Annotated in this window: 23 protein-coding genes, 5 tRNA genes and 1 pseudogene; 23 read left to right on the top strand and 6 right to left on the bottom strand. The window is 43.5% G+C overall.

Annotation, left to right across the window (positions count from 1 at the left end; translation table 11 throughout):
- The first annotated feature begins 4 nt into the window (after positions 1-4).
- The 6 genes from C8268_RS05455 (at position 5) to C8268_RS05430 (ending at position 5,236) form a co-directional block, all read left to right on the top strand.
- Complete coding sequence (locus C8268_RS05455) at positions 5-931, top strand: prenyltransferase (protein ID WP_106766739.1); 927 nt, start codon at positions 5-7, stop codon at positions 929-931.
- Between the two features lie 16 nt (positions 932-947).
- Positions 948-1,679: a DUF6081 family protein gene (locus tag C8268_RS05450; RefSeq protein ID WP_106766738.1), complete on the top strand. Its 732-nt coding sequence runs from the start codon at positions 948-950 to the stop codon at positions 1,677-1,679.
- A gap of 168 nt (positions 1,680-1,847) precedes the next feature.
- Positions 1,848-2,552: a response regulator transcription factor gene (locus tag C8268_RS05445; protein WP_106766737.1), complete on the top strand. Its 705-nt coding sequence runs from the start codon at positions 1,848-1,850 to the stop codon at positions 2,550-2,552.
- Position 2,553: 1 nt separating this feature from the next.
- On the top strand, positions 2,554-3,468 hold the full coding sequence (locus tag C8268_RS05440; RefSeq protein WP_106766736.1) for a sensor histidine kinase: 915 nt from the start codon (positions 2,554-2,556) through the stop codon (positions 3,466-3,468).
- A gap of 113 nt (positions 3,469-3,581) precedes the next feature.
- Positions 3,582-4,505, top strand: a complete 924-nt coding sequence (locus C8268_RS05435; RefSeq protein WP_106766735.1) for an ABC transporter ATP-binding protein — start codon at positions 3,582-3,584, stop codon at positions 4,503-4,505.
- On the top strand, positions 4,502-5,236 hold the full coding sequence (locus tag C8268_RS05430; RefSeq protein ID WP_106766734.1) for an ABC transporter permease: 735 nt from the start codon (positions 4,502-4,504) through the stop codon (positions 5,234-5,236). Before C8268_RS05435 ends, C8268_RS05430 begins: the two co-directional genes overlap by 4 nt.
- Positions 5,237-5,343: 107 nt before the next feature.
- Here C8268_RS05430 and C8268_RS05425 read toward each other — a convergent pair whose 3' ends face one another.
- From C8268_RS05425 to C8268_RS05415, 3 genes are read right to left on the bottom strand one after another with little or no spacing between them, the layout of a single operon-like run.
- Complete coding sequence (locus C8268_RS05425) at positions 5,344-6,249, bottom strand: glycine betaine ABC transporter substrate-binding protein (RefSeq protein WP_106766733.1); 906 nt, start codon at positions 6,247-6,249, stop codon at positions 5,344-5,346.
- A 4-nt stretch (positions 6,250-6,253) separates the two neighbouring features.
- Positions 6,254-7,087: an ABC transporter permease gene (locus tag C8268_RS05420; protein ID WP_106766732.1), complete on the bottom strand. Its 834-nt coding sequence runs from the start codon at positions 7,085-7,087 to the stop codon at positions 6,254-6,256.
- Positions 7,080-8,282 (bottom strand): quaternary amine ABC transporter ATP-binding protein, encoded by a 1,203-nt coding sequence (locus C8268_RS05415; protein ID WP_106766731.1) that lies wholly within the window; start codon positions 8,280-8,282, stop codon positions 7,080-7,082. The genes C8268_RS05420 and C8268_RS05415 overlap by 8 nt, the downstream gene beginning before the upstream one ends.
- Before the next feature lie 367 nt (positions 8,283-8,649).
- Here C8268_RS05415 and C8268_RS05410 point away from each other — a divergent pair, with 367 nt between their 5' ends.
- The 6 genes from C8268_RS05410 to C8268_RS05380 all read left to right on the top strand — a co-directional run bounded on the left by C8268_RS05410 (position 8,650) and on the right by C8268_RS05380 (position 13,629).
- Positions 8,650-9,222 carry a GbsR/MarR family transcriptional regulator gene (locus C8268_RS05410; RefSeq protein WP_106766730.1) on the top strand — a complete coding sequence of 191 codons (573 nt, stop codon included), beginning with the start codon at positions 8,650-8,652 and terminating at the stop codon, positions 9,220-9,222.
- A 187-nt stretch (positions 9,223-9,409) separates the two neighbouring features.
- Positions 9,410-9,970 (top strand): GNAT family N-acetyltransferase, encoded by a 561-nt coding sequence (locus C8268_RS05405; RefSeq protein ID WP_106766729.1) that lies wholly within the window; start codon positions 9,410-9,412, stop codon positions 9,968-9,970.
- A 171-nt stretch (positions 9,971-10,141) separates the two neighbouring features.
- Positions 10,142-11,302, top strand: coding sequence for a LolA family protein (locus C8268_RS05400; protein ID WP_106766728.1), 1,161 nt, complete (start codon positions 10,142-10,144; stop codon positions 11,300-11,302).
- Positions 11,303-11,582: 280 nt separating this feature from the next.
- Complete coding sequence (alr, locus tag C8268_RS05390; RefSeq protein ID WP_106766726.1) at positions 11,583-12,761, top strand: alanine racemase; 1,179 nt, start codon at positions 11,583-11,585, stop codon at positions 12,759-12,761.
- 232 nt (positions 12,762-12,993) lie between these two features.
- Positions 12,994-13,275: a CopG family ribbon-helix-helix protein gene (locus tag C8268_RS05385; protein WP_046681343.1), complete on the top strand. Its 282-nt coding sequence runs from the start codon at positions 12,994-12,996 to the stop codon at positions 13,273-13,275.
- A 3-nt stretch (positions 13,276-13,278) separates the two neighbouring features.
- Positions 13,279-13,629 carry a type II toxin-antitoxin system PemK/MazF family toxin gene (locus C8268_RS05380; protein WP_106766725.1) on the top strand — a complete coding sequence of 117 codons (351 nt, stop codon included), beginning with the start codon at positions 13,279-13,281 and terminating at the stop codon, positions 13,627-13,629.
- 58 nt (positions 13,630-13,687) lie between these two features.
- Here the strand turns inward: C8268_RS05380 and C8268_RS22620 are convergent, their stop codons facing one another.
- Positions 13,688-13,843 carry a hypothetical protein gene (locus tag C8268_RS22620; protein ID WP_158702682.1) on the bottom strand — a complete coding sequence of 52 codons (156 nt, stop codon included), beginning with the start codon at positions 13,841-13,843 and terminating at the stop codon, positions 13,688-13,690.
- Between the two features lie 197 nt (positions 13,844-14,040).
- Between C8268_RS22620 and C8268_RS05375 the strand changes: the two genes are divergently transcribed.
- Positions 14,041-16,251: a Tex family protein gene (locus tag C8268_RS05375; protein ID WP_106766724.1), complete on the top strand. Its 2,211-nt coding sequence runs from the start codon at positions 14,041-14,043 to the stop codon at positions 16,249-16,251.
- An 87-nt stretch (positions 16,252-16,338) separates the two neighbouring features.
- On the opposite strand, the gene cmpA is transcribed toward C8268_RS05375, so the two are convergent.
- Positions 16,339-16,464, bottom strand: coding sequence for a cortex morphogenetic protein CmpA (gene cmpA / locus C8268_RS05370; RefSeq protein ID WP_106766723.1), 126 nt, complete (start codon positions 16,462-16,464; stop codon positions 16,339-16,341).
- Positions 16,465-16,557: 93 nt separating this feature from the next.
- Positions 16,558-16,908 carry a hydrolase/acyltransferase gene (locus tag C8268_RS05365; protein WP_106766722.1) on the bottom strand — a complete coding sequence of 117 codons (351 nt, stop codon included), beginning with the start codon at positions 16,906-16,908 and terminating at the stop codon, positions 16,558-16,560.
- Positions 16,909-17,114: 206 nt separating this feature from the next.
- Here C8268_RS05365 and C8268_RS05360 point away from each other — a divergent pair, with 206 nt between their 5' ends.
- The 10 genes and pseudogenes from C8268_RS05360 to C8268_RS23495 all read left to right on the top strand — a co-directional run.
- The gene (locus C8268_RS05360; RefSeq protein WP_106769847.1) at positions 17,115-17,585 is read left to right on the top strand and encodes a SprT family protein; all 471 of its coding nucleotides are present in this window, start codon (positions 17,115-17,117) and stop codon (positions 17,583-17,585) included.
- 37 nt (positions 17,586-17,622) lie between these two features.
- Positions 17,623-17,698, top strand: a tRNA-Asn gene (locus tag C8268_RS05355).
- Positions 17,699-17,703: 5 nt separating this feature from the next.
- Positions 17,704-17,792: transfer RNA gene (locus C8268_RS05350), tRNA-Ser, on the top strand.
- A 244-nt stretch (positions 17,793-18,036) separates the two neighbouring features.
- Positions 18,037-18,726 (top strand): Type 1 glutamine amidotransferase-like domain-containing protein, encoded by a 690-nt coding sequence (locus C8268_RS05345; RefSeq protein ID WP_106769846.1) that lies wholly within the window; start codon positions 18,037-18,039, stop codon positions 18,724-18,726.
- A gap of 99 nt (positions 18,727-18,825) precedes the next feature.
- A tRNA-Glu gene (locus C8268_RS05340) sits at positions 18,826-18,897 on the top strand.
- A 163-nt stretch (positions 18,898-19,060) separates the two neighbouring features.
- Positions 19,061-19,136, top strand: a tRNA-Lys gene (locus tag C8268_RS05335).
- Positions 19,137-19,161: 25 nt separating this feature from the next.
- Positions 19,162-19,244: transfer RNA gene (locus C8268_RS05330), tRNA-Leu, on the top strand.
- Between the two features lie 181 nt (positions 19,245-19,425).
- Complete coding sequence (locus tag C8268_RS05325) at positions 19,426-19,884, top strand: KGG domain-containing protein (protein ID WP_106766721.1); 459 nt, start codon at positions 19,426-19,428, stop codon at positions 19,882-19,884.
- A gap of 162 nt (positions 19,885-20,046) precedes the next feature.
- Positions 20,047-20,457: a hypothetical protein gene (locus C8268_RS22615; RefSeq protein WP_158702681.1), complete on the top strand. Its 411-nt coding sequence runs from the start codon at positions 20,047-20,049 to the stop codon at positions 20,455-20,457.
- Positions 20,403-20,513, top strand: a pseudogene (locus C8268_RS23495) (iron ABC transporter permease); the annotation flags it as partial. The gene C8268_RS22615 and the pseudogene C8268_RS23495, both read left to right, overlap by 55 nt.
- Positions 20,514-20,524 lie beyond the last annotated feature (11 nt).

Below are 20,524 nucleotides of genomic sequence, written 5' to 3'. Positions count from 1 at the left end.
TCTGGTGAGTTTTTGGACACAGTTTAAAAAAGCTTCACGGATGCAGGTCATTCCGGTTATGTTGATTCCGGTAGCCCTTGGTGCGTTAGGGGCCTATGTATGGACAGATACATTCCACCTTGGGCTTTTTATCCTGACTTTGGTCGGTGCAGGAGCTGCCCATTTGTTTTCCAATATGGTCAATGATCTGTGGGATTATAAGAACGGAACCGATGTTGAAGCGAATAATAGTGTCGATGCTATATCCACAAACTCCGGTTTTTTGACCCAGAATAAATGGTCGGTACGTAAATTCAAAGCCATCACCTGGCTGCTATTTGCGATTGCGGCCTTGTGCGGTATTGTTCTTAGTCTGTTCAGCGGTTGGTGGGCATTCGTATTCGGCGCATTTGGTGGATTGATCGCTTATTTTTATGTGGCTCCGCCGATTCGCTTCGGATACCGCGGCAAGGGTTACAGTGAGGTAGCGATTTTGCTTTCCTTCGGTATACTGCCGGTGATGGGGGCTTATTATGTGCAAACTTCTCATTTGGACCTTCGCGCATTGCTCCTTTCGTTGCCGATCGGTCTTTTGACTACATTAATTTTGTTTAACCATCATTTTTTGCACTGGCAGGCTGATCGTCTGGCGGGGAAAAAGACATTGGTGGTTGTGTGGGGGGAAAAAAGAGCACTTCGTTTCTCAAGGGTACTGCTGTTGTTAGCTTGCTTGTCTCTGATTGCCTGTGTGGTTCTAGGTATATTGCCACCATACGCACTCGTAGCATTACTTACAGTGATTCCACTTTATTTAATGTATGGACGCTTAAAGGAAACCAATCGTTCAGAGGCGTATCTGCCGCTCATGAAAATATCGACCATTACAACTTTACGCTGCGGCGGGGTTCTCATCCTATCGCTGATCGTTCAGGGATTAATTCAATCTATATAAGAAAGAAGGGACTAACATGGAACAAGAACGTATTTTTGGTGATTTTCATACGATTTTGTCGGAAGGCGAAGTTTGGAAAATAGGAGGATTCTCTCTTCCGGACGGTACGTTCTGGGAATACCGGGAGCCTAACGCGGTTGTTATCGTCCGCAATGGCATCCTGTATGTTCGCGCTCCGCTAAGCCGTCAGCATGACCAGATTCAAATACTCGATAATGCAAAGCATATGTATTATTCCGTTGAAGAGGTGCAGGTGCCTGAGTCGGGTGAGGTTAGTTTTGAGCTGCAAATGCGCGCTCGGACCCAAGGGACGGCGCCGGGTGACTTGTACGATGGCTATGTGTCATTAAATTTGCTCGATTTTTCCACAGGCGCCGCACTGGACTTCTTTGCCTCCAATGATCAGTATGCAAGCGTGTATGCCGTACTTCAATTTCCGGGGGTGAAGGTACCGGAGTCGGACAAGACCCGTTATTTCTGTATTTTCAAAGAAGAAGACACCCATTTCAAACCGCGTGAATTCAACACCTATAAAATTACGTACAACCGCGGAAATGACGAAGCGATTTTTTATGTCAATGGTGAGGAAATTCGCCGGGAACAGAACGTTCCGATCAAATTCAATAAGTTCACGATTGCTCTAGGCATTATGACTGAAAAAGACTTAACACCGGAAGGCAGCGTGTCCATCCATGGCCAGACCGTCATCGCGGAGTATTCGCCGGTAAAAGTGACGATTAAGGAATAAAACTGGTCAACCTAGAATTAGGTTGGTACTATATTGGCATCTGTATGATCCTTTTTTGTTGTTGGCAGGAAGCTCAACAAAACAGGACTGGCAGATGCTTTTTTTGTTTAATACTATGGTCTTAGCTATTGGCTTTTGTTTTGAGCTTTAAGATTGGGGGAAATGGAAATGATCAAATCGGCTAAAATTTTAATTATTGATGATGATCTTGATTTGGGTAGACTGCTTACAAACTGTTTAAAAAAAGAAAATTATCTGCCAACTTATGTTGAAAACGGAATTTTGGGATTAGAAGAAATTAAAAAAACGATTTTTGATTTGGTTGTTTTGGATATTATGCTGCCCAAGATAGATGGTTTTTCCGTAATAAAAAGTATAAGAGAAATTAGCAATATCCCTGTTCTCATGTTAACTGCCAAAAGTGAAGAAGGAGACAAGGTTATGGGACTGAAGCTAGGAGCGGACGATTATTTAACAAAACCATTTGGTATTGATGAGTTCTTGGCAAGAGTAGGCTCGATTATAAGACGAGCAAACAGCTACAACCAGGAACCGGAGAGGGGAATTATAAAGTATGGAAATATTGAATTAAATAGCTATCAACGAACATTGAAGATAAATCGCGAAGAAATCATATTAACCAATAAAGAATTTGATTTATTGCATCTTTTAATGAGTAACAAAAATAAAATTTTCACAAAGGAGCAACTATATGACCAGATATGGGGAGTTGAAGAGTATGATTTTTATAACGAGAAGAATATGGTATCATTCATCAGCAAGTTACGAAAAAAGATATTTATCCATGAGAAAGAATACGGTGGTTTTATTGAAACAGTTTACGGATTGGGGTACCGATGGAGGGTAAAATAAAATGTTTTATATAAAACTATTATTTCTTCCTCTGTTTGGTTTGCTTGTATATTTAATGTATAAGAGATACCTGGAAAAGAAAAGGTTGCTTCAACTAAAAAAACTTTTAAAAGAAGTGAAATCCGGCGATTATGGCAGGCGTGGTATCATTGCTCCCAATGATGAATATTCAGAAATTTACTATCTTATCAATGAAATAATAAGGAAAAATCAGACTGATTTACTTCAGATCAATAAGCTTAATGAACAGAACAAGAGAATGCTTACAAGTTTATCTCATGATGTAAAGACCCCTGTTGCTTCGCTTTTAGGGTATTTAGAAGCTATACATAAAGGAATAGTAAATGAAGAAGAAAAAGAAGAATATTTTAAAGTAGCATTGGATAAAGCTTATAAACTAAAAGAATATATTAATCAACTGTTTCAACTGCTTCAGCTGGAATCGGGTGAATATAAATTGAGAAAGCAGCCTTGCAATATATGTGAGGAAACAAGGCGAATTTTTATTTCATGGGTACCTATGTTAGTGAAACTTAGCATAGAGTATACGGCAAACATCCCGGATGAAAGCATTATCATTACATTAGATGTTGACGCCTATGAAAGAATTTTGGATAACTTAATTAAAAATGCTGCAATCCATAGCAAATGTGAAAAAATATCGATTACTTTGTCAGAGGACGAGAAACTTTTACAAGTGATGATAGATGACGATGGAATTGGAATACCTGAGAACGCTAAAGAAAGGATTATGGATAGATTATATAAAGTAGATGAATCGAGAGCTAATGAAGGAAGCGGACTAGGACTGGCTATAGTAAAGGAGCTGTCAGAGAAATGTGACATGTCATTAGAATATACTAGTGAAGAAGGGAAAGGCACATCTTTTATTCTTTGTATACAGAAGACTCCATAAAAAACGTTATGCAGAAACGCCGTCGCATTTAAAAGAAGGGCACAGGCGTTTTTTCTTGTTGGTTATAATTCAGCAACCATTGATAGCTATAATGAGAGTAAGGAGGGAGAGGGATGCAAGAGGAAGCGATCATTCAGATAAGAGGATTAACTAAAAAATTCAATAACTTTTTAGCTTTGGATGATGTTTCATTAGAGGTCAAGAAAGGGAGGATTTATGGTCTTTTAGGGAAAAATGGAGCGGGAAAGACTACGATTATGAAGTCGATTCTAGGACTTGTATTTCCTTCAAGCGGAGAAATTTATATTAAAGGCAGGTCTGTAGACTATAAAAATAAGGAGCAGTTTTCAATAATAGGCTCGATGATTGAGACTCCTGCTTTTTATCCTAACTTATCTGCTAAAGAAAATTTAAGGTTGTTCGCTTTAAAAAGGGGGATGACGAAAAAAGATGGGGTAGAACAAGCTCTGGACTTGGTTGGACTAGAGGTTAACTCCGACAAACCTTTTAAATCGTTTTCCATAGGTATGAAGCAGAGATTGGGTATAGCCAATGCTTTATTACACGAGCCAGAGGTATTAATTTTAGACGAGCCTACTAATGGACTGGATCCAGTTGGAATTGTCGAGATTAGAAAAATATTATTAGACTTATGCAAAAATTTCAATAAAACGATTGTAATATCCAGCCATATCCTCTCTGAGATTGAAAAAATTGCGGATGATGTAGCTATTATTAAAGAGGGAAAAGTAATAGAAGAGTCATCATTAGAAGATATAAGAACAAAATGCAAAAAATACACTGACTATACTGTTTCAGATGTTAATAGTACTGCAAGATTGTTAAATGAGAACTTCAGTAAACCTAATTACTTAGTTATAGATGATCAAAAAGTTAGAATTTTTGGAATGGATGATCAAACAAGTATGTTTAACCGGTTATTTATAGGAAATGGCATTGATGTGTTCCAAATAGTAACTCAAAATGAGAGCCTAGAAGATTACTTCAAAAAAACGACAGGTGATGATGCACATTGAAGAATGGAATAATCGTTGAATGGAGGAAGGTTAGACATAATAATTTATTAAATATTGCGTTGACAATTATTTTTATTATGACAACTATTGTAGTGCTCAAAGATATTTTAATCAATGTTGGAGTTAAAGACTTGGGGCTAGAATCTTGGGTCGTATCATTAGGGACGATCTTGAATTATTTGTTGATACCCATTGTTAGCGGATTATTTTATACGAGAATGATGAATAGTGAATATACTGAAAGGACAATTATTAATTACATACCAGCTGTAGTCAAGAGAAGTATTTTTGTCTCTAGCAAAATAGTTGTTTGGATGGTTTGTCATCTTTTAATGGTTTTTATAGTGTATTTGGTAGCTTGTATAGGGTCATTAATATTATTTCCTATAGCCAATCCGCTTTTGAGACTATATGATCTGGGTATATATTTTTTGAAATCTGGTTTGCTTGGTTTTCTTTCTCTTGCATTGTTAGTGCCTACGTCTATTCTTCAAAGATCATCCTACATTCCTTCTATTGTAACAGCGATCGGAATAGCAATCATTGGAATTACAGCAACACAATTAAATGGGATGCTACCGTTCATATTCCCGTGGACAGCTGCTTTCATTTTAAGTCAACCAGTCGCAATACCTGATGCCTTGAAAATTACAGGTTATGCGGTTACAATTGCATCCTCATTAATGTTTTATACGCTAAGCATGGTAATATTTAATTCTCAAGATATATGAACTGGTATCATGATGATGATTAGAGTTAGTGTACCGTAGGGAATATTACAAAAACAAACGCCCTTTCAACTACTTAACATGAAGTTGAAAGGGCTGAAAAATCTTGTTTATTTCGTTTTCAAATCCTCAATCGAGTTAATGTCCATGTAAGATGGAACGACCAGTCCTGTTTTTACACCTTCCATGTTAGCACCCAGATCTTCTACCTGGTCCTTGAACTCGTTCCAGTAGTCTGCGTGAGTTAGTGGAAGCCAAGCGGCTACTGTCGCATCCACATCACCATTGGCAACACCTGTCCACATTGGACCGGCTTCAACCTGCATAGCCGTTACCGTATATCCGAGCTTCTCCTCAAGAATGTACATAACGAGATGTGTACTTGCGATCTCGGAGTCCCATGCTACATAGCCGAGTTTGATCTCTTTGTTTTCTACAGGCTCGATGCCTTCAATCCACTCATTGACACGGTCTGGATTGTTCTCAGCCCATTCCTTGGCTGCATCCACAGGTGACTTATTATCCTGGATGGCGGTCATGATTTCCCCCATCTCTTCAGAAGTCCATTTGAAATTTTGCAGGAATTGATACGCTTCAGGATGATCGTCTTTTAGACCTTTTCGAGCTAACGTATGAATTTCCTCAGCTTCACCGAATGTTTTTTTCGGATCTTCCAAATATTTAAGATCATACTTGTTGAACATCCAGTGCGGAGTCCAGCCGGTAATAATGATCGGCTCTTCCTTTTTGATTGCTTTGTCCAAAGTGGCGGTCATTGCAGCACCGGAACCTTCAATCAGTGTCCAATCCGTCAAGCCGTAATCTTCAATCGCTTTTGTGGTAGATTTCATAATGCCGGCACCCGGATCGATACCGATGATTTCATAATTCACCTGCTCACCGACTGTTTTCGCTGCAGCTTGATCACCTGTACTGTCTCCGCCGCCGCTGCTGCAGGCAGATAAAACAAGTACGGTTGCCAAACTGAGAAGCGTCAATAGCTTAGTTCTTTTCATGTTACTACGCACCCCTTTTTTTAGATTTAAATATATTTTGTGTGAAGCGGTCGAGTACAATCGCCAGGATGACGACAGCAAGACCGGCTTCAAACCCTTTACCAATCTGAAGTTGGGTCACTGCACGGTAAACCTCGGCTCCGATCCCTTGTGCTCCGATCATCGATGCGATGACGACCATGGAGAGGGAGAGCATGATTGTCTGGTTTATACCAGCCATCAAAGTAGGCATGGCAAGTGGAAGCTGTACCTTGAACAGCTTCTGTGCAGAGGTAGAACCGAATGCGTCCGCCGCTTCTGTCAGTTCGCCAGATACTTGTTTGATTCCGAGCTGAGTCAAACGAATCGTTGGCGGAATAGCAAAAATAACGGATGCAATAACACCTGGAACAACCCCGAGACTAAAGAAGGTGACAGCAGGCAATAGGTATACGAAAGCGGGCATCGTCTGCATGAAATCAAGCAGCGGGATGACAATCCGCGAAGTCGTTTTGCTGTAAGCACACCATATGCCGATCGGTACACCCAGAACGACAGATATCAGTGCTGAGGTCAGAACAAGGCTTAATGTATCCATCGTTTGAGCCCAGTAGCCCAGATTTTCAATAATGAGAAATCCGATGACCGTAAACAGAGTCAGTGATAATCGACCTGCCAGAAATGCGAGTATTCCAAGAATAACGATAAAAATAAGCGGATGAGGCAACATAAACAGATCACTGAACGCATTAACGATGCTTTCGATGACCGTTGCTATCGCATTAAAGAAGCCTGATAAATATTCTTCCATCCAGCTGACCAGCAATTCAATCCATTCGGCAAGCGGTATTTTAGGCATCGGTCTTCACCTCCCCGTTATTGTTTTCTCCGGCGAGGGCTCCAAGGACGGCTCCCCGCACAATGACACCGAGCAATCGATCGGCATCATCGACTACGGCGAGAGGAACCTTCGATAGACTTGTAATTTCAAACAACTCATTTAAAAGAGTATCAGGACCTACACGCGGCCCATCCTTTATAATAATATCTTCCAGTTTCTGGTTGTTTCGGTGCGCCTGAATTGCATCCTCTGCTGTAATAACACCGAGCAAGCGTTTGGAGCGGCCGACGACAAACAGGTTGGAAATGCCTCTTTCACGCATAAGCTCAAGCGCAACGCGAGGTCCTCTATCTGTTGTAATCGTCTCTGGACGGCGCATAACATGAGCGGCAGTCAATACTTTGGACAAGTCCACATCCTTAACGAAACGCTCAACATATTCGTTGGCAGGCTGTGTTAGTATTTCTTCCGGCGTACCGATCTGTTCGATTGTACCGTCTTTCATCAAAGCGATGCGGTCACCGATACGAAGCGCTTCATCCAGATCGTGAGTAATAAACACGATTGTTTTTTTCATTTTGTCTTGCAGCTCAACCAATTCGTCCTGCATATCACGGCGAATCAGCGGATCAAGTGCGCTAAAAGCTTCGTCCATAAGCAGAATTTCAGGATCGTTTGCGAGCGCACGTGCCAGACCGACACGCTGCTGCATCCCGCCGCTCAGCTCATCGGGCATTTTATTTTCCCAGCCCTTTAATCCGACAAGCTCCAAAGCCTTTAATGCAGCTTCACGGCGCTTTTTCTTATCCACCTTTTGAATTTCCAGACCGTATTCGGCATTCTCGGCAACAGTGCGGTGCGGAAACAATGCAAACTTTTGAAACACCATGCTGATCGTTTTACGACGCACGCTGCGAAGCTGCTCTTTGTTCATTTTTCTTAAATCCTGTCCGTTAATCAGTATTTCTCCTGACGTAGGTTCAATCAAGCGATTTAGCAAACGCACTAATGTGGATTTGCCGCTGCCGGATAACCCCATAATGACAAAAATTTCGCCTTGCTTAATGTCAAAGGTGGCGCGATTCACGCCAACCGTTATATTTTTTTCTTTAGCAACACGTTCTTTGTTCCAGCCTTGTTCAAGAAGCTTAATTCCTTGTTCGGCTTGAGGTCCAAACAGCTTACTTACATTTTTAACTTGCAAAATGCTCAAAGATACTCCTCCTTACAATGTATATGGATAATATTCGCCGAACGAAAAATGGTTTCGAAGCTTAAACCCATGTGCATCATTGTAACAATGTCGTATGTATTGTATCAAACGTTATATCCGTACATATAGTACATACAGTAAAAACTGTACGAAGTTATCCTTTCATATCCTCTCGTATGCTCCTTAATACTTCGCAGTACGGCTCTTTACTTTTAAAATAGCTTTCCCTACAATAAGACGAGGGAATGTGTAAAGGATTAACCTAGGCGGTTTTTTTCCTGAAGCAGCATGTTATTCAATTTTCCGCTTGGTATGGATAGGTAACAAGTACAGTGCGGGATCGTTACAGAAAGAGGAGGCTGCAAGCATGGGCTTGTACCAATTAGATGAAGAACGGCAGGCCGCCGTGCAAAAAATTCGTAAACGGGTTATTGAAAATATCGGGCGCAATATGGATTTATACGGAATTTCGATCTCGACGGGACATTTATACGGTCTGTTATTTTTTTCGGACAAGCCGATGAATCTCGATGAGATGGGACAGGAAATGAAGATGAGCAAGACCAGCATGAGTACAGGTGTGCGAACTTTGCTGGATTACAAGATGGTTCATAAGGTGTGGGAGAAAGGTTCCCGCAAAGATCTATATGAGGTCGAATATGATTGGTATCAGACGTTTGCTGATTTTTTTGATATTAAATGGAGAAAGTCAGTCGAGAGCAATATTTTAATTCTTGGAAGGGCACTGGATGAAACCAGCAAGCTGATGAAACAGCATGAAAACGATGAAGTTTTAACCGCTGTGCTGCTGGAAGACCAGGCTAAGATGAGAGAAGCTATTGCTTACTACAAATGGCTTGACCGGTTAATTGATACGTTGGTTAGCGGTGAAATTTTCAAGCTGGTCCCTAAAGAACCAACAGCAGATGACACTCCATAAATTTTAGGATATCGAATTGACGAGGTATAGCCCGTTTTGCGGGTTATACCTTTTTTGATAGGGGATACTGTGTTTACATCAATGTTTTTGTTCATTTAAAAAGTTAGTGTGCATTTGTTCCTGCGGTGAGTTAGGCATATACTTATGAAGTGTTTAAATTTCATCATGGTCAGACTTGGAGGATATTATGATTATCAGATCAGCAGTAAAAGAAGATGCAGCTGTAGCTGCCAGACTGCTTTATGATGCGCTGCATGATGTGGCTCATCAGCTGACAGGTCAGGATGGCGAAGAAGAGGCAGTTTCGGATTTGGAGCAGTTTTTTACAGAAGAGGAAGGGCGCCTTAGCTATCATCAGGCATTGATCAGTGAGATTGAAGGCAAAGTGGCCGGAATTATTGTGAGTTATGCCGGTGATGAAGCAGAGCGGTTGGATCGCCCAATGGTTGAGCGGCTGCGGAAGATGAAGAATGATCCGACGATTTCGCTCGATAAAGAAGCGGATGAAGACGAATTCTATCTGGATACGCTGTCCGTTTCTCCTCTTTACAAAGGAAAAGGAGTAGGGTCTGCGCTTATTCATGCGGCAGAGGAACAGGGAAAGAAGCGCGGTTATAACAAAAGCGCGTTAGCTGTTCTTACGACCAATAAAAGAGCGTACTCTTTATATCTAAGAATTGGATATGAGGTCGATAAAGAAATCATCATTAATGGCAATGTTTATTACCACATGGTGAAGCATTTGTAGGAACTTCACGGGACCGAACAGAAATAAAATAAAAGAAGCCGGCTTGAGTATTTCAGGCCGGTTTTTTTATAAGATAACTCCCGGCTTGTCATGCCCGTCTGCATAATGTGAACAAGTCCTTCATAGACATGTATCAATCAATTCAAAACATGTGCTGAAGGGGATGATGACATGCGCCGGATTTCGTGGGTGCTGCTCGCAGTTTTATTAAGCTTCACCTTGGTATTAGCCGGATGTGGGAAAAAGGACGCGGATGGAGTTATTAAGGATCTAAGTAAGGTCGCAGATAAGCTGGAGGGGGCAAAAGGAGCTTATCAGGGTGCTGGAGTAATGACCATACATACAGGATCGACTCCTCAGCAGTATCAGGTGGAGGTATGGTACCAATCCCCGTCTTATTACCGGATCAGCCTGACCAATGGACAAAAGGACATTACACAAATTGTACTGCGCAATGACGATGGGGTGTTTGTTCTTACACCAAGCCTTAACAAGAGTTTCCGTTTCAAGAGCGACTGGCCGGAAAAGCAAGGACAGGTGTACTTGTACCAGACGATACTCGGTAGCATTTTAAGCGACAACACTCGTCAGTTTGTGGAGGATAAAGATAGCTATGTATTTGATGTTTCTGCCAATTTCCACAGCCCATCCCTTGTTCGTCAAAAGATTTGGCTTAACAAGGACAATTACGCACCGAAGCAGGTACAAGTATCTAATTCTGAAGCCAAAGTGGTCGTTGATGTAAAATTCAACTCTTTTACTTTTGATACGAATCTGACAAAAGAATCGTTCGATACCAATCGAAATCTCAGCACGACAAACGAGCCATCTGAAAGCACGATGGCCGAAGTGGATGAGAACGGTATGCCTGTTACTTCAAGCGGAGAATCCGGAGAAGCCCAACAATCCGGCGAGGGACAACAATCCGGTGAAGCACAACAATCCGGAGAAGCTCAAGGATCAGAAGAGGCAGAGACAACAACTCAGCAGCTTGGATCATTCGGTATTATTGAGCCTGATTACACACCGGCAGGAGTTACCCTAAAACAAGCTCAGGAAATTCCTGAAAGTGAGGACCATGCGGTCATTCTCCATTATGACGGTATGTACCAATACACCATTATGGAGTCCCGTCCGCTGGATCGAGCTGCATCGCTTGCGCCGGGGACAGCAGTAGATTTGGGCTTTACTATGGGCTTGCTGACAGGTGACGCGCAAAGAACACTGACCTGGACCACCGAGGGGGTTGAATTCCGTATTACAAGCGAAAACCTCCCAACATCTGAAATGATACAAATCGCTGCTTCCATGCAGGAACAATCGGGTAAATAATACGATGAAGGCGGATACCGAGTATTGCAGACAGGTTAACCTTGTTTACAGTACAGGCCATTCGCCTCTTTCTTCAAAATGTAAGGAAAAGGAATGTTTCATCCTTGTTTCCTTATGTTTCAAGCGGGAATCATCTATATTCTGCTTGTCCGCTTTTTCGGATTTACAACTTTAGCTGAGCTGGAAAAACTGACCGAATTGACAGTTGCCTGCTGGGACATTACCATTAATTTATTGCAGAGCATGATGTTTTTTCAAAATGGTAAGAAGGTGACTGGAATTGCAAGTGACATATCGACCTACCCAAGCGGAAATCAATTTGGATCATTTGCGTGACAATTATAACAGCTTCCGGAATGCTCTTCCTGAATCAATGAAGCTGCTGGCCTGTGTCAAGGCGAATGCCTATGGACATGGGGCTGTAGAGATTGCACGGGAATTGGAAAAGCTCGGCGCAGATTATTTAAGCGTCGCCTTTTTGGATGAAGCGATGGAGCTTCGACAGGCAGGGATACACATACCTATTCTGGTGCTGGGGTATACACCTCCAGAAGGAATCGAGACGGCATGGAAACATGATATTACCGTAACCTTGTTCAGTCCAGAAGTTCTTGAAGCCATTAAAGCTCTGCCAACAACAGAAGAGCGGTTGCTGAAGGTGCATATCAAAATTGACAGCGGAATGGGCCGATTGGGTTTGCTTCCGGGTGAAGCTGCCATATCTTTTATTGAGGAAGTCTTTTCGCTGCCGCAGGTTATTGTCGAAGGTATGTTTACCCATTTTGCAAGAGCGGATGAAGAAGATAAAAATTATACACTGGAACAGTATCGGCGATTTAAAAACGTAGCGGACGCCCTGCGGGATTTGGGTTACACCATCCCGATTATACATACGGGCAATAGTGCCGCCGCCATCGATACCCCTGATCTATCCTATAATATGGTCCGTGTAGGTATCAGTTTGTATGGATTGTATCCTTCGGATGAGGTGAATCGAAAAGCGGTAAACTTGAGCCCGGTCATGACGTTAAAGACGCAGCTTGTCTACGTCAAACAGCTTCCGCCTAACTACGGAATCAGCTATGGAACGAAGTATGTAACCGAGGAAGACGAAATGATAGGAACCCTTCCCATCGGTTATGCTGACGGATATACCCGTATGCTGAGCGGAAAAGCAGAGGTGCTGATACGCGGCCGCCGCGTTCCTGTTGTCGGTAACATTTGCATGGACCAGTGTATGGTGTCGTTGAAATCTTTCGCCGAGATGGCGAAGCAAATCAAAGTCGGTGAAGAGGTTGTGCTCATCGGTCAGCAGTCTGGCTCGTGCATAACGGCAGATGAGCTGGCATCCAAGCTGGGTACCATCCACTATGAATTGGTCTGCATGATTGCCCATCGTGTGCCACGGGTGTATATACGCGAAAGCATACCCGTTAAAAGGATAAACTCCCTTTGGTAGCACTTCTTGTTGACGGCATTTTTTATTATTTTATTTGGGGAAGAAGGAATAAGTACAGCCTGTAACGAATTATGATTATAGACAGCAGTCTATACGAAAGTGCCGATTGTAGTTTATAATGGGATGCAGCATACTTGATATACTATCGGCATATATATTCTTTTGTATAAATTTCCTTGAATAACGTAATACTGGTGCAACAGGGCTAGAAGGTGTGGGGGTGGAATAGAAGGTGGCCAACATGCAGAACACGAAACGAATCATGATCAGTTTGCCGGATCATCTTTTGCAGGAAGTGGACGGGATTGCTCAGCTGGAAAATTCCAACCGTAGTGAGCTAATCAGGCAAGCCATGAAGCTGTATCTGAATGAACGTAAGAAGCGTTACATTCGTGAATCGATGCAGCGGGGGTACATGGAAATGGCTAAGATTAACCTGACTATGGCATCTGAAGCGTTTCACGCGGAGGAAGATGCAGACAGCACTCTGGACCGCTTAGTTAGCGGGGTGTAGACAGTGATCGTAAAACGCGGTGACGTATTTTTTGCGGATCTTTCACCCGTTGTTGGTTCCGAGCAAGGTGGTGTAAGGCCGGTCCTCGTTATTCAGAACGATATCGGTAACCGGTTTAGTCCTACCGTTATTGTTGCGGCCATTACCGCACAAATTCAAAAAGCCAAGCTTCCGACGCACGTAGAAATCGACGCGGCGTCGCATGGATTTGACCGGGATTCCGTAATTTTGTTGGAACAGATCCGAACTATTGATAAGCAGAGGTTAACCGATAAGATCACTCATCTTGATGAGGAAACAATGACTAAGGTGAATGATTCTTTGCAGATCAGTTTGGGTTTAATTGATTTTTAAGATATTCATGCTAAGCGCTGGCTTATAACAAACGACCCGCCGGGAATTTCCCGGCGGGTTACTCATCGTTATCTGCAGACATATAATAGGGTGATTCAGGTAATGTGCCGGGGCCTGTGTTTCCGTCGGGTATCATGATGTACGCAGCAGTGGTCAGGGCAATAAAAGTGGCAAGACAGAGTACTGACCATGTCCAGGCTTTCTTATCGTTCATTTGGTATGACCTCCAAAGACAAATGCTCTCTCTCTAATTTGCTTGTTTTCTTATAAGTGTATATCCGTAATCTTAAAATAAGATGAAATAAACATTAAGGTTTACTTAAATGGAGCTCGAATCAGGCAAGCTGGAAATGCAGGCGGAGATTTGGGATAATGGCTGTATAGTTTTTTTGAAGAGAAGAGGGATCAATATTGTCTGAATTAGAAGCTGTCGTGGAAGTGAATGAAGAACAGATCCGCCAAGAAGTAAACGAGAGGATCGTCAAACAGGTTGCCAAGGAGCTTCAGTTGTCAGTCAAACAGGTTCGTACAACCGTTGAACTGCTGGATGAAGGAAATACCATACCTTTTATCGCACGATACCGTAAAGAAATGACAGGTGAACTGGATGAAGTCCGCCTGCGGGACATCGAGGACCGCACCAATTACTTACGTAATTTGGAGGTTCGTAAGCGAGAGGTCATCCGGATTATTGAGGAACAAGGCAAACTGACAGACGAGCTCCAATTATCCATTGTACAAGCGGTGAAACTTCAGGAAGTAGAGGACTTGTACCGACCGTACAAGCAAAAACGGAAGACACGCGCTAGTGTGGCAAAGGAGAAGGGGCTGGAGCCTCTGGCCTCTTGGATCTGGGATCAGCCGAAGCAAGGGGATGCTCTTGCAGAAGCTTCGAAATATGTGGATGAAGAAAAAGGAGTAACCACGGCAGAAGAAGCGCTGCAAGGCGCAATGGACATTATAGCGGAGAATATTGCTGATGATGCCGCCATTCGTTCATGGGTACGGCGCTACACGCTGGATCATGGCATTTTAACCTCGGAAGCTAAAGATAAGGAAGCGGAGTCCGTCTACGAGAATTATTACGAATATCGTGAACTGGCCAAGAAAATGCCGCCTCATCGCATTTTGGCCATTAATCGGGGGGAACGTGAGAACATTCTCAAAGTTGGCTTGGAGGTTCCTCCGGAGTCGATTTATAATTATATCGGCAAGCAGGTGTTAAAAGGAACATCTATCGTATCCGATATGTTGCAGGCGGTGATCGAGGATGCTTACAAGCGTCTGATCGCTCCTTCCATTGAGCGGGAGGTCCGCGGCGAGCTGACGGAAAAAGGCGAAAATCAAGCGATCTCTATTTTTTCAGGGAATTTGCGGAGTCTTTTGTTGCAACCGCCGGTTAAGGGACGCTGCGTGCTGGGTGTTGACCCGGCATACCGGACGGGCTGTAAGCTGGCCGTTGTAGATGAAACTGGAAAACTGCTTGAAGTGGCTGTTACGTATCCAACACCGCCGAACAATAAAAAACAGGAAGCGGCTGTTGTTTTTAAAGAGCTTATTAACAAGTATGGAATTCAGCTGATTGTGATCGGCAACGGTACAGGCTCTAGGGAGACGGAGCAGTTCGTTGCTGAAGTCATTGCTGATTTAAAAGATACAGAGCTGGCGTATCTGATCGTCAATGAAGCAGGTGCCAGTGTTTACTCGGCTTCCAAGCTGGCTCAGGGGGAATTTCCTGATCTTGATGTGGCAGAGCGTAGTGCAGTCTCTATTGCCCGGCGTGTTCAGGACCCGCTTGCCGAGCTGGTGAAGATTGATCCGAAATCGATCGGCGTAGGGCAATATCAACACGACGTATCGCAAAAACGGTTGGAAGAAAGCTTGAAGATTGTCGTGGAGTCGGCGGTTAACCATGTCGGCGTTGACGTCAATACGGCTTCTCCATCGCTCTTGTCTTATGTGGCGGGGATTAATGCAACCATCGCCAAGAACATTGTGAAATTCAGAGAAGAGAACGGGAAGTTTGTGAATCGAAAGCAACTTCAGAAAGTGCCTCGTCTTGGAGCCAAAACCTTTGAGCAATGCGTAGGCTTTATGCGTATTTCCGACGGGGAAAGCACATTGGATCGTACGCCGATTCACCCTGAATCCTATCCTGTTGTGGATCGGTTGTTCAAAGAACTGGGCGTTAGCGCAGACAAGGTTGGAACAAGAGAACTAACTGAGCTGCTGGATGTTCAGTCCGTGGATAACCTGGCTGCGAGGCTGGATGTTGGCGTACCGACACTTCGCGATATAGTGGACAGCTTGCAGCGTCCGGGGCGTGATCCGCGGGAAGAGCTGCCGCTGCCGATCTTCCGCACAGATGTGCTGAAGATTGAGGATCTGATGCCAGGTATGGAGCTTCAAGGGACTGTTCGAAATGTAATTGATTTTGGCGCATTTGTGGATATCGGCATTAAGAGTGATGGGCTGGTTCATATTTCACAGCTCAGCGACGGGTATGTCAAGCATCCGATGGATGTTGTATCGGTCGGTGACAATGTGACGGTATGGGTACTGAATGTCGATTTGAAAAAAGGCCGTGTCGGTTTAACCATGCGTAAGCCCAAGGATCAATAAAATGAGCAGCACATACCAAAACAAGCCGGACCTTTAGGTCTGGCTTGTTCGCTTTCTGGAATAAATATGATCGTGCGCACCCGTTAATTACGTATCCGGGCTCTCACCTGGGGATTTTCGGTAAAAGAACCAGCACTCGTTCAATAGTTTGATCTGGCGTCTGTCCTTTTTGCGAAAGGCACGAGTCAGTTGATTGCAGAGCCATTGCGGCAAGGGTATCTCCTCCTCTTGCGATCTGTCTGTATGGATAGCATATGGGGGAAACACCCAAATCGTGCAGGTCTACTGAGTTTTTAAAATTTCTTCTTATACTGCCTCTTCCTCATACCACTGCTCCAGTTGTGCCTGAAGAGCACGAATTTCAGTGAGCAAAGATATGAGTGGGTACTCGGTCTCATCCAGGGAGGCAAAGGAGCTCTCCAATTCATTGATATAGTCAAGGCCGCTGATCGTTTGCGCAGATTCCTGCAGCAAATCCAGATTGTCACATTCAGCTACGGCGATGGGCAGCACCGGTTTGTCCGGTACAGTCAGCTTGCTGACCTCCTTATTAAGCCTGAGATTGAGCGCGCTAAGCTGGTAGGCGTAGTCCGAAGGCATTTCCACGTACTGTAGTTGATCGTTTAACTGCAAAATGACATAACGCATGTTTGACATGATTGCGAGTTCTCCCTTCATCCATTCCTGCTTTCAAATATCGTTGCAAACTAGATTCTGGCCGCTTGACAAAACCGTTCATTTGCATCAACCTTACTTGACAGTGTAGCTTAGAGGGAAGTTAGAATTCAAGTCGTATGCTGCATGATTCATATGACGAATACAGGAATAGGAAACAGGGAGGGGAATCAGACAAAATGCATAAGATGAGCGATGAAGAGCTTCAGGCTTGGGTAGAAGAGATTTCTTTAAACAGCTTCCAAGTGCCATTCAAACACCGTGCTACGTTTAATCGCAGGCTTTCGACCACGGGCGGACGATATTTTATGAAAAGCCATAATATAGAGATTAATCCGCATCAGCTTGAGGTTTATGGACGGGAAGAGGTTGAGAAGATCATAAAGCATGAGCTGTGTCATTATCATCTGCATTTGGCAGGGCGGGGCTATAGACACCGTGATTCTGATTTCAAAAGGCTGCTTCAGGCTGTCGGGGGAAGCCGGTTCTGTAAAGCGATTGTAAAGCCGAAAAACAAACAACGAAAGCCGGAACCGTATCGTTATTTGCTACGCTGTGTCGATTGTGGGACAGAGTATAAACGCAAGCGAAAAATGGACCCGACACGTTACCGATGTGGCCGTTGCGGCGGTCGTCTGCTTCTTCGGTCACTTGACTGAAAGCATAAATCATGGTAAATTAATAAGCAACTAATGTTCCCTGATAGCTCAGTTGGTAGAGCACTCGACTGTTAATCGAGTTGTCACAGGTTCGAGCCCTGTTCAGGGAGCCAGCTTTGGAGAGATACCCAAGTGGCTATAAGGGGACCCTCTGCTAAGGGGTTAGACTGCGTAAGCGGTGCGAGGGTTCGAATCCCTCTCTCTCCGTTCTGTAATACTTCATCAAAAGCTCCCGACACGAAAGTGAAGGGAGCTTTTTTGTAAAGGGATGAGAACCCTAAAAAGGGTTCGTCGGAGCATACGCTTCGATAGGAATAGCGTCGCAGTCTCGAACGAAGAGAGAGTATCCCTCTCTCTCCGTTCTGTAATACATCATTAAAGCTCCCGCACGAAAGTGAAGGGAGCTTTTTTTGTAGAGGGATGAGAACCCTAAAAAGGAGGCAAGTTTATGATGAAACAAATTATAGCGATGGGTGGAGGAGGATTCTCCATGGAGCCGGACAATCTGTTATTGGATGAATATGTGTTGGCTCAATCTTCTAAGAAATCCCCAAAAGTATGTTTTATCCCTACAGCTAGTGGTGATCAGGACAACTATGTAGAACGGTTCTATAAAGCGTTTAATACCTTGTCATGCACCCCCAGTCACTTATCGCTATTTAAACCTAATTTCAAGGATTTGGAATCCTACATTTTTGAGCATGACATTATTTATGTCGGCGGGGGAAATACAAGAAATATGCTCGTACTTTGGAGAGAATGGGGGCTTGATCAGGTACTTAAGTCAGCTTATCAACAGGGTGTGATCTTAACAGGCTTAAGTGCAGGTTCTATTTGCTGGTTTGAAGAGGGGGTGACAGATCCCGTGAATGCATCTTTATACAAATTGCAAGGCCTAGGTCTTTTGAAAGGAAGCCATTGTCCGCATTTCGATGGTGAGAGTTCTTATTACGAACTTATTCGCAACGGCAGTGTTCAAGCGGGGTATGCGGCGGATGATGGAGCAGCCATTCATTTTATAGACGGGCAAATGTTTCGTGTTGTAAGTTCCAGACCGAATGCTAAAGCATATTATTTGAAAAGTGAAGAAGATACCGTGATAGAGGAGATGCTTGAGACCCGTTTTTTAGGTGAATCCTAGCTTTTTTATTTTTTTGAAATAAATTTATAAAAAAGGCTTGTCATAGCTTTTAGGTTTATGCTATACTCATTCTTGTCGTCACGGCGATGTCATAAATATGGCCCGTTGGTCAAGGGGTTAAGACACCTCCCTTTCACGGAGGTAACAGGGGTTCGAATCCCCTACGGGTCATACTTTCTATACTAGCTCCAGGGGATGAGAACCCCTAAGGTTCGTCGGAGCACAGGCATCGATAGGAATACATCGCAGTCTCGAACGAAGAGAGAGTATCCCCTACGGGTCATACTTTCTATACTAACATACTTTTTCATGGCAGCTACATGATTGTCATCGAGAGCCATTAGCTCAGTTGGTAGAGCACCTGACTTTTAATCAGGGTGTCGAAGGTTCGAGTCCTTCATGGCTCACCAGTTTTTTTATTTTAAACCTTTCTATGCGGTAGTGGTGGAATGGCAGACACGCTATCTTGAGGGGGTAGTGGGTGTATACCCGTGGAGGTTCGAGTCCTCTCTACCGCATACTTAAAAAGCTCCTGTATTTTACAGGGGCTTTTTTTCATATATATGCAGGATTTATTTCCTGATCGCTAGCTTCTTCTTTGCATATTTGAGAATCGGCTCATGTTTCATATTAGGCCAAGCGGTTAATATGATACCGTGGACGAGCAACTTCCCAAAAACCTATAAGGAGTGATTCAAAATGGCTAGAAACAATAATGGTAAAATGAGCCGTGAAGAAGCAGGACGTTTAGGTGGAGAAGCAACTGCGAAGAACCATGATCGAGAGTTTTATCAGGAAATTGGCCGTAAGGGTGGCGAGGCAACCTCTAAATCTCACGATAAGGAATTTTATCAGGAGATCGGCCGGAAAGGCGGAGAATCCACGTCCGAATCCCATGGCAAAGAGTTTTATCAGGAAATCGGTCAAAAAGGTGGAGAATCCACATCCGAATCCCACGGGCAAGAATTTTACGAGAACATCGGTCGTAAAGGTGGAGAAGCAACTTCGAACTCCCATGACAGAGAATTTTATCAAGAGATTGGGCAAAAAGGCGGGGAGGCCCGCAATCGAAATGATGGAAATGACGGCAAGATGAGCCGTGAAGAAGCAGGGCGCAAAGGCGGTCAAGCCAGAGCGCGTCAACGACGAAACTCATGATGATATAACAGATGAACTTTAAATACAGGAAAGCCATAGTTCGGTGCATACCGGCTATGGTTTTTTTTGACTTCCCAGGAGCATGATGGCCAATAGCTGTTGCTTTTATAGACAAAGTGAATAACAATATGTTATTTATATGATGATGATAACCATTCTCAAATGAGGTTTAAAAAAGAGTTTGGCCTTTCTCCTTCAGCTTACATAAAAAAACGAAAGAACAAGATCGCCCTCTACGGCTCCACCTCCCTGTTAGGTTATTTAATTACGCTGAATGTCATTCCGTACGCTGCTCCGCTGCATCCCAAGTGGTCTCGCGATTATTATCATTCCTTTGGTCCGGATATCCCTGTACACCTTAATGCATTTCGGCAAAATCACAACAAAACAGCGAATCTGAAAAAGTTTGAACAATCTCAGCCCGAGTTCATTATTTGCACGCAGGACTTAGAAGTGTGGGAAAAGGAGCATTTGCAGCAGATTGCCCCGATTTATGAGCTTCCTGATGAAAATATGGGGTGGGAGATGGCAAAACGATATTTGCACCTGCCGAGCTGGCAGCCGGTATTGTGATATCCATTATCGGCGTGCTCTATTTTGTTTATTTGCTCATTCGAATGAAAAAATAAGGAGGGAGAAA

It is taken from the genome of Paenibacillus faecalis (assembly GCF_900289175.1).
GTDB classification, from domain to species: domain Bacteria; phylum Bacillota; class Bacilli; order Paenibacillales; family Paenibacillaceae; genus Paenibacillus_AQ; species Paenibacillus_AQ faecalis.
Note: the sequence above shows the minus strand (reverse complement) of the source record. Positions and strands in the feature narration are given on the sequence as shown.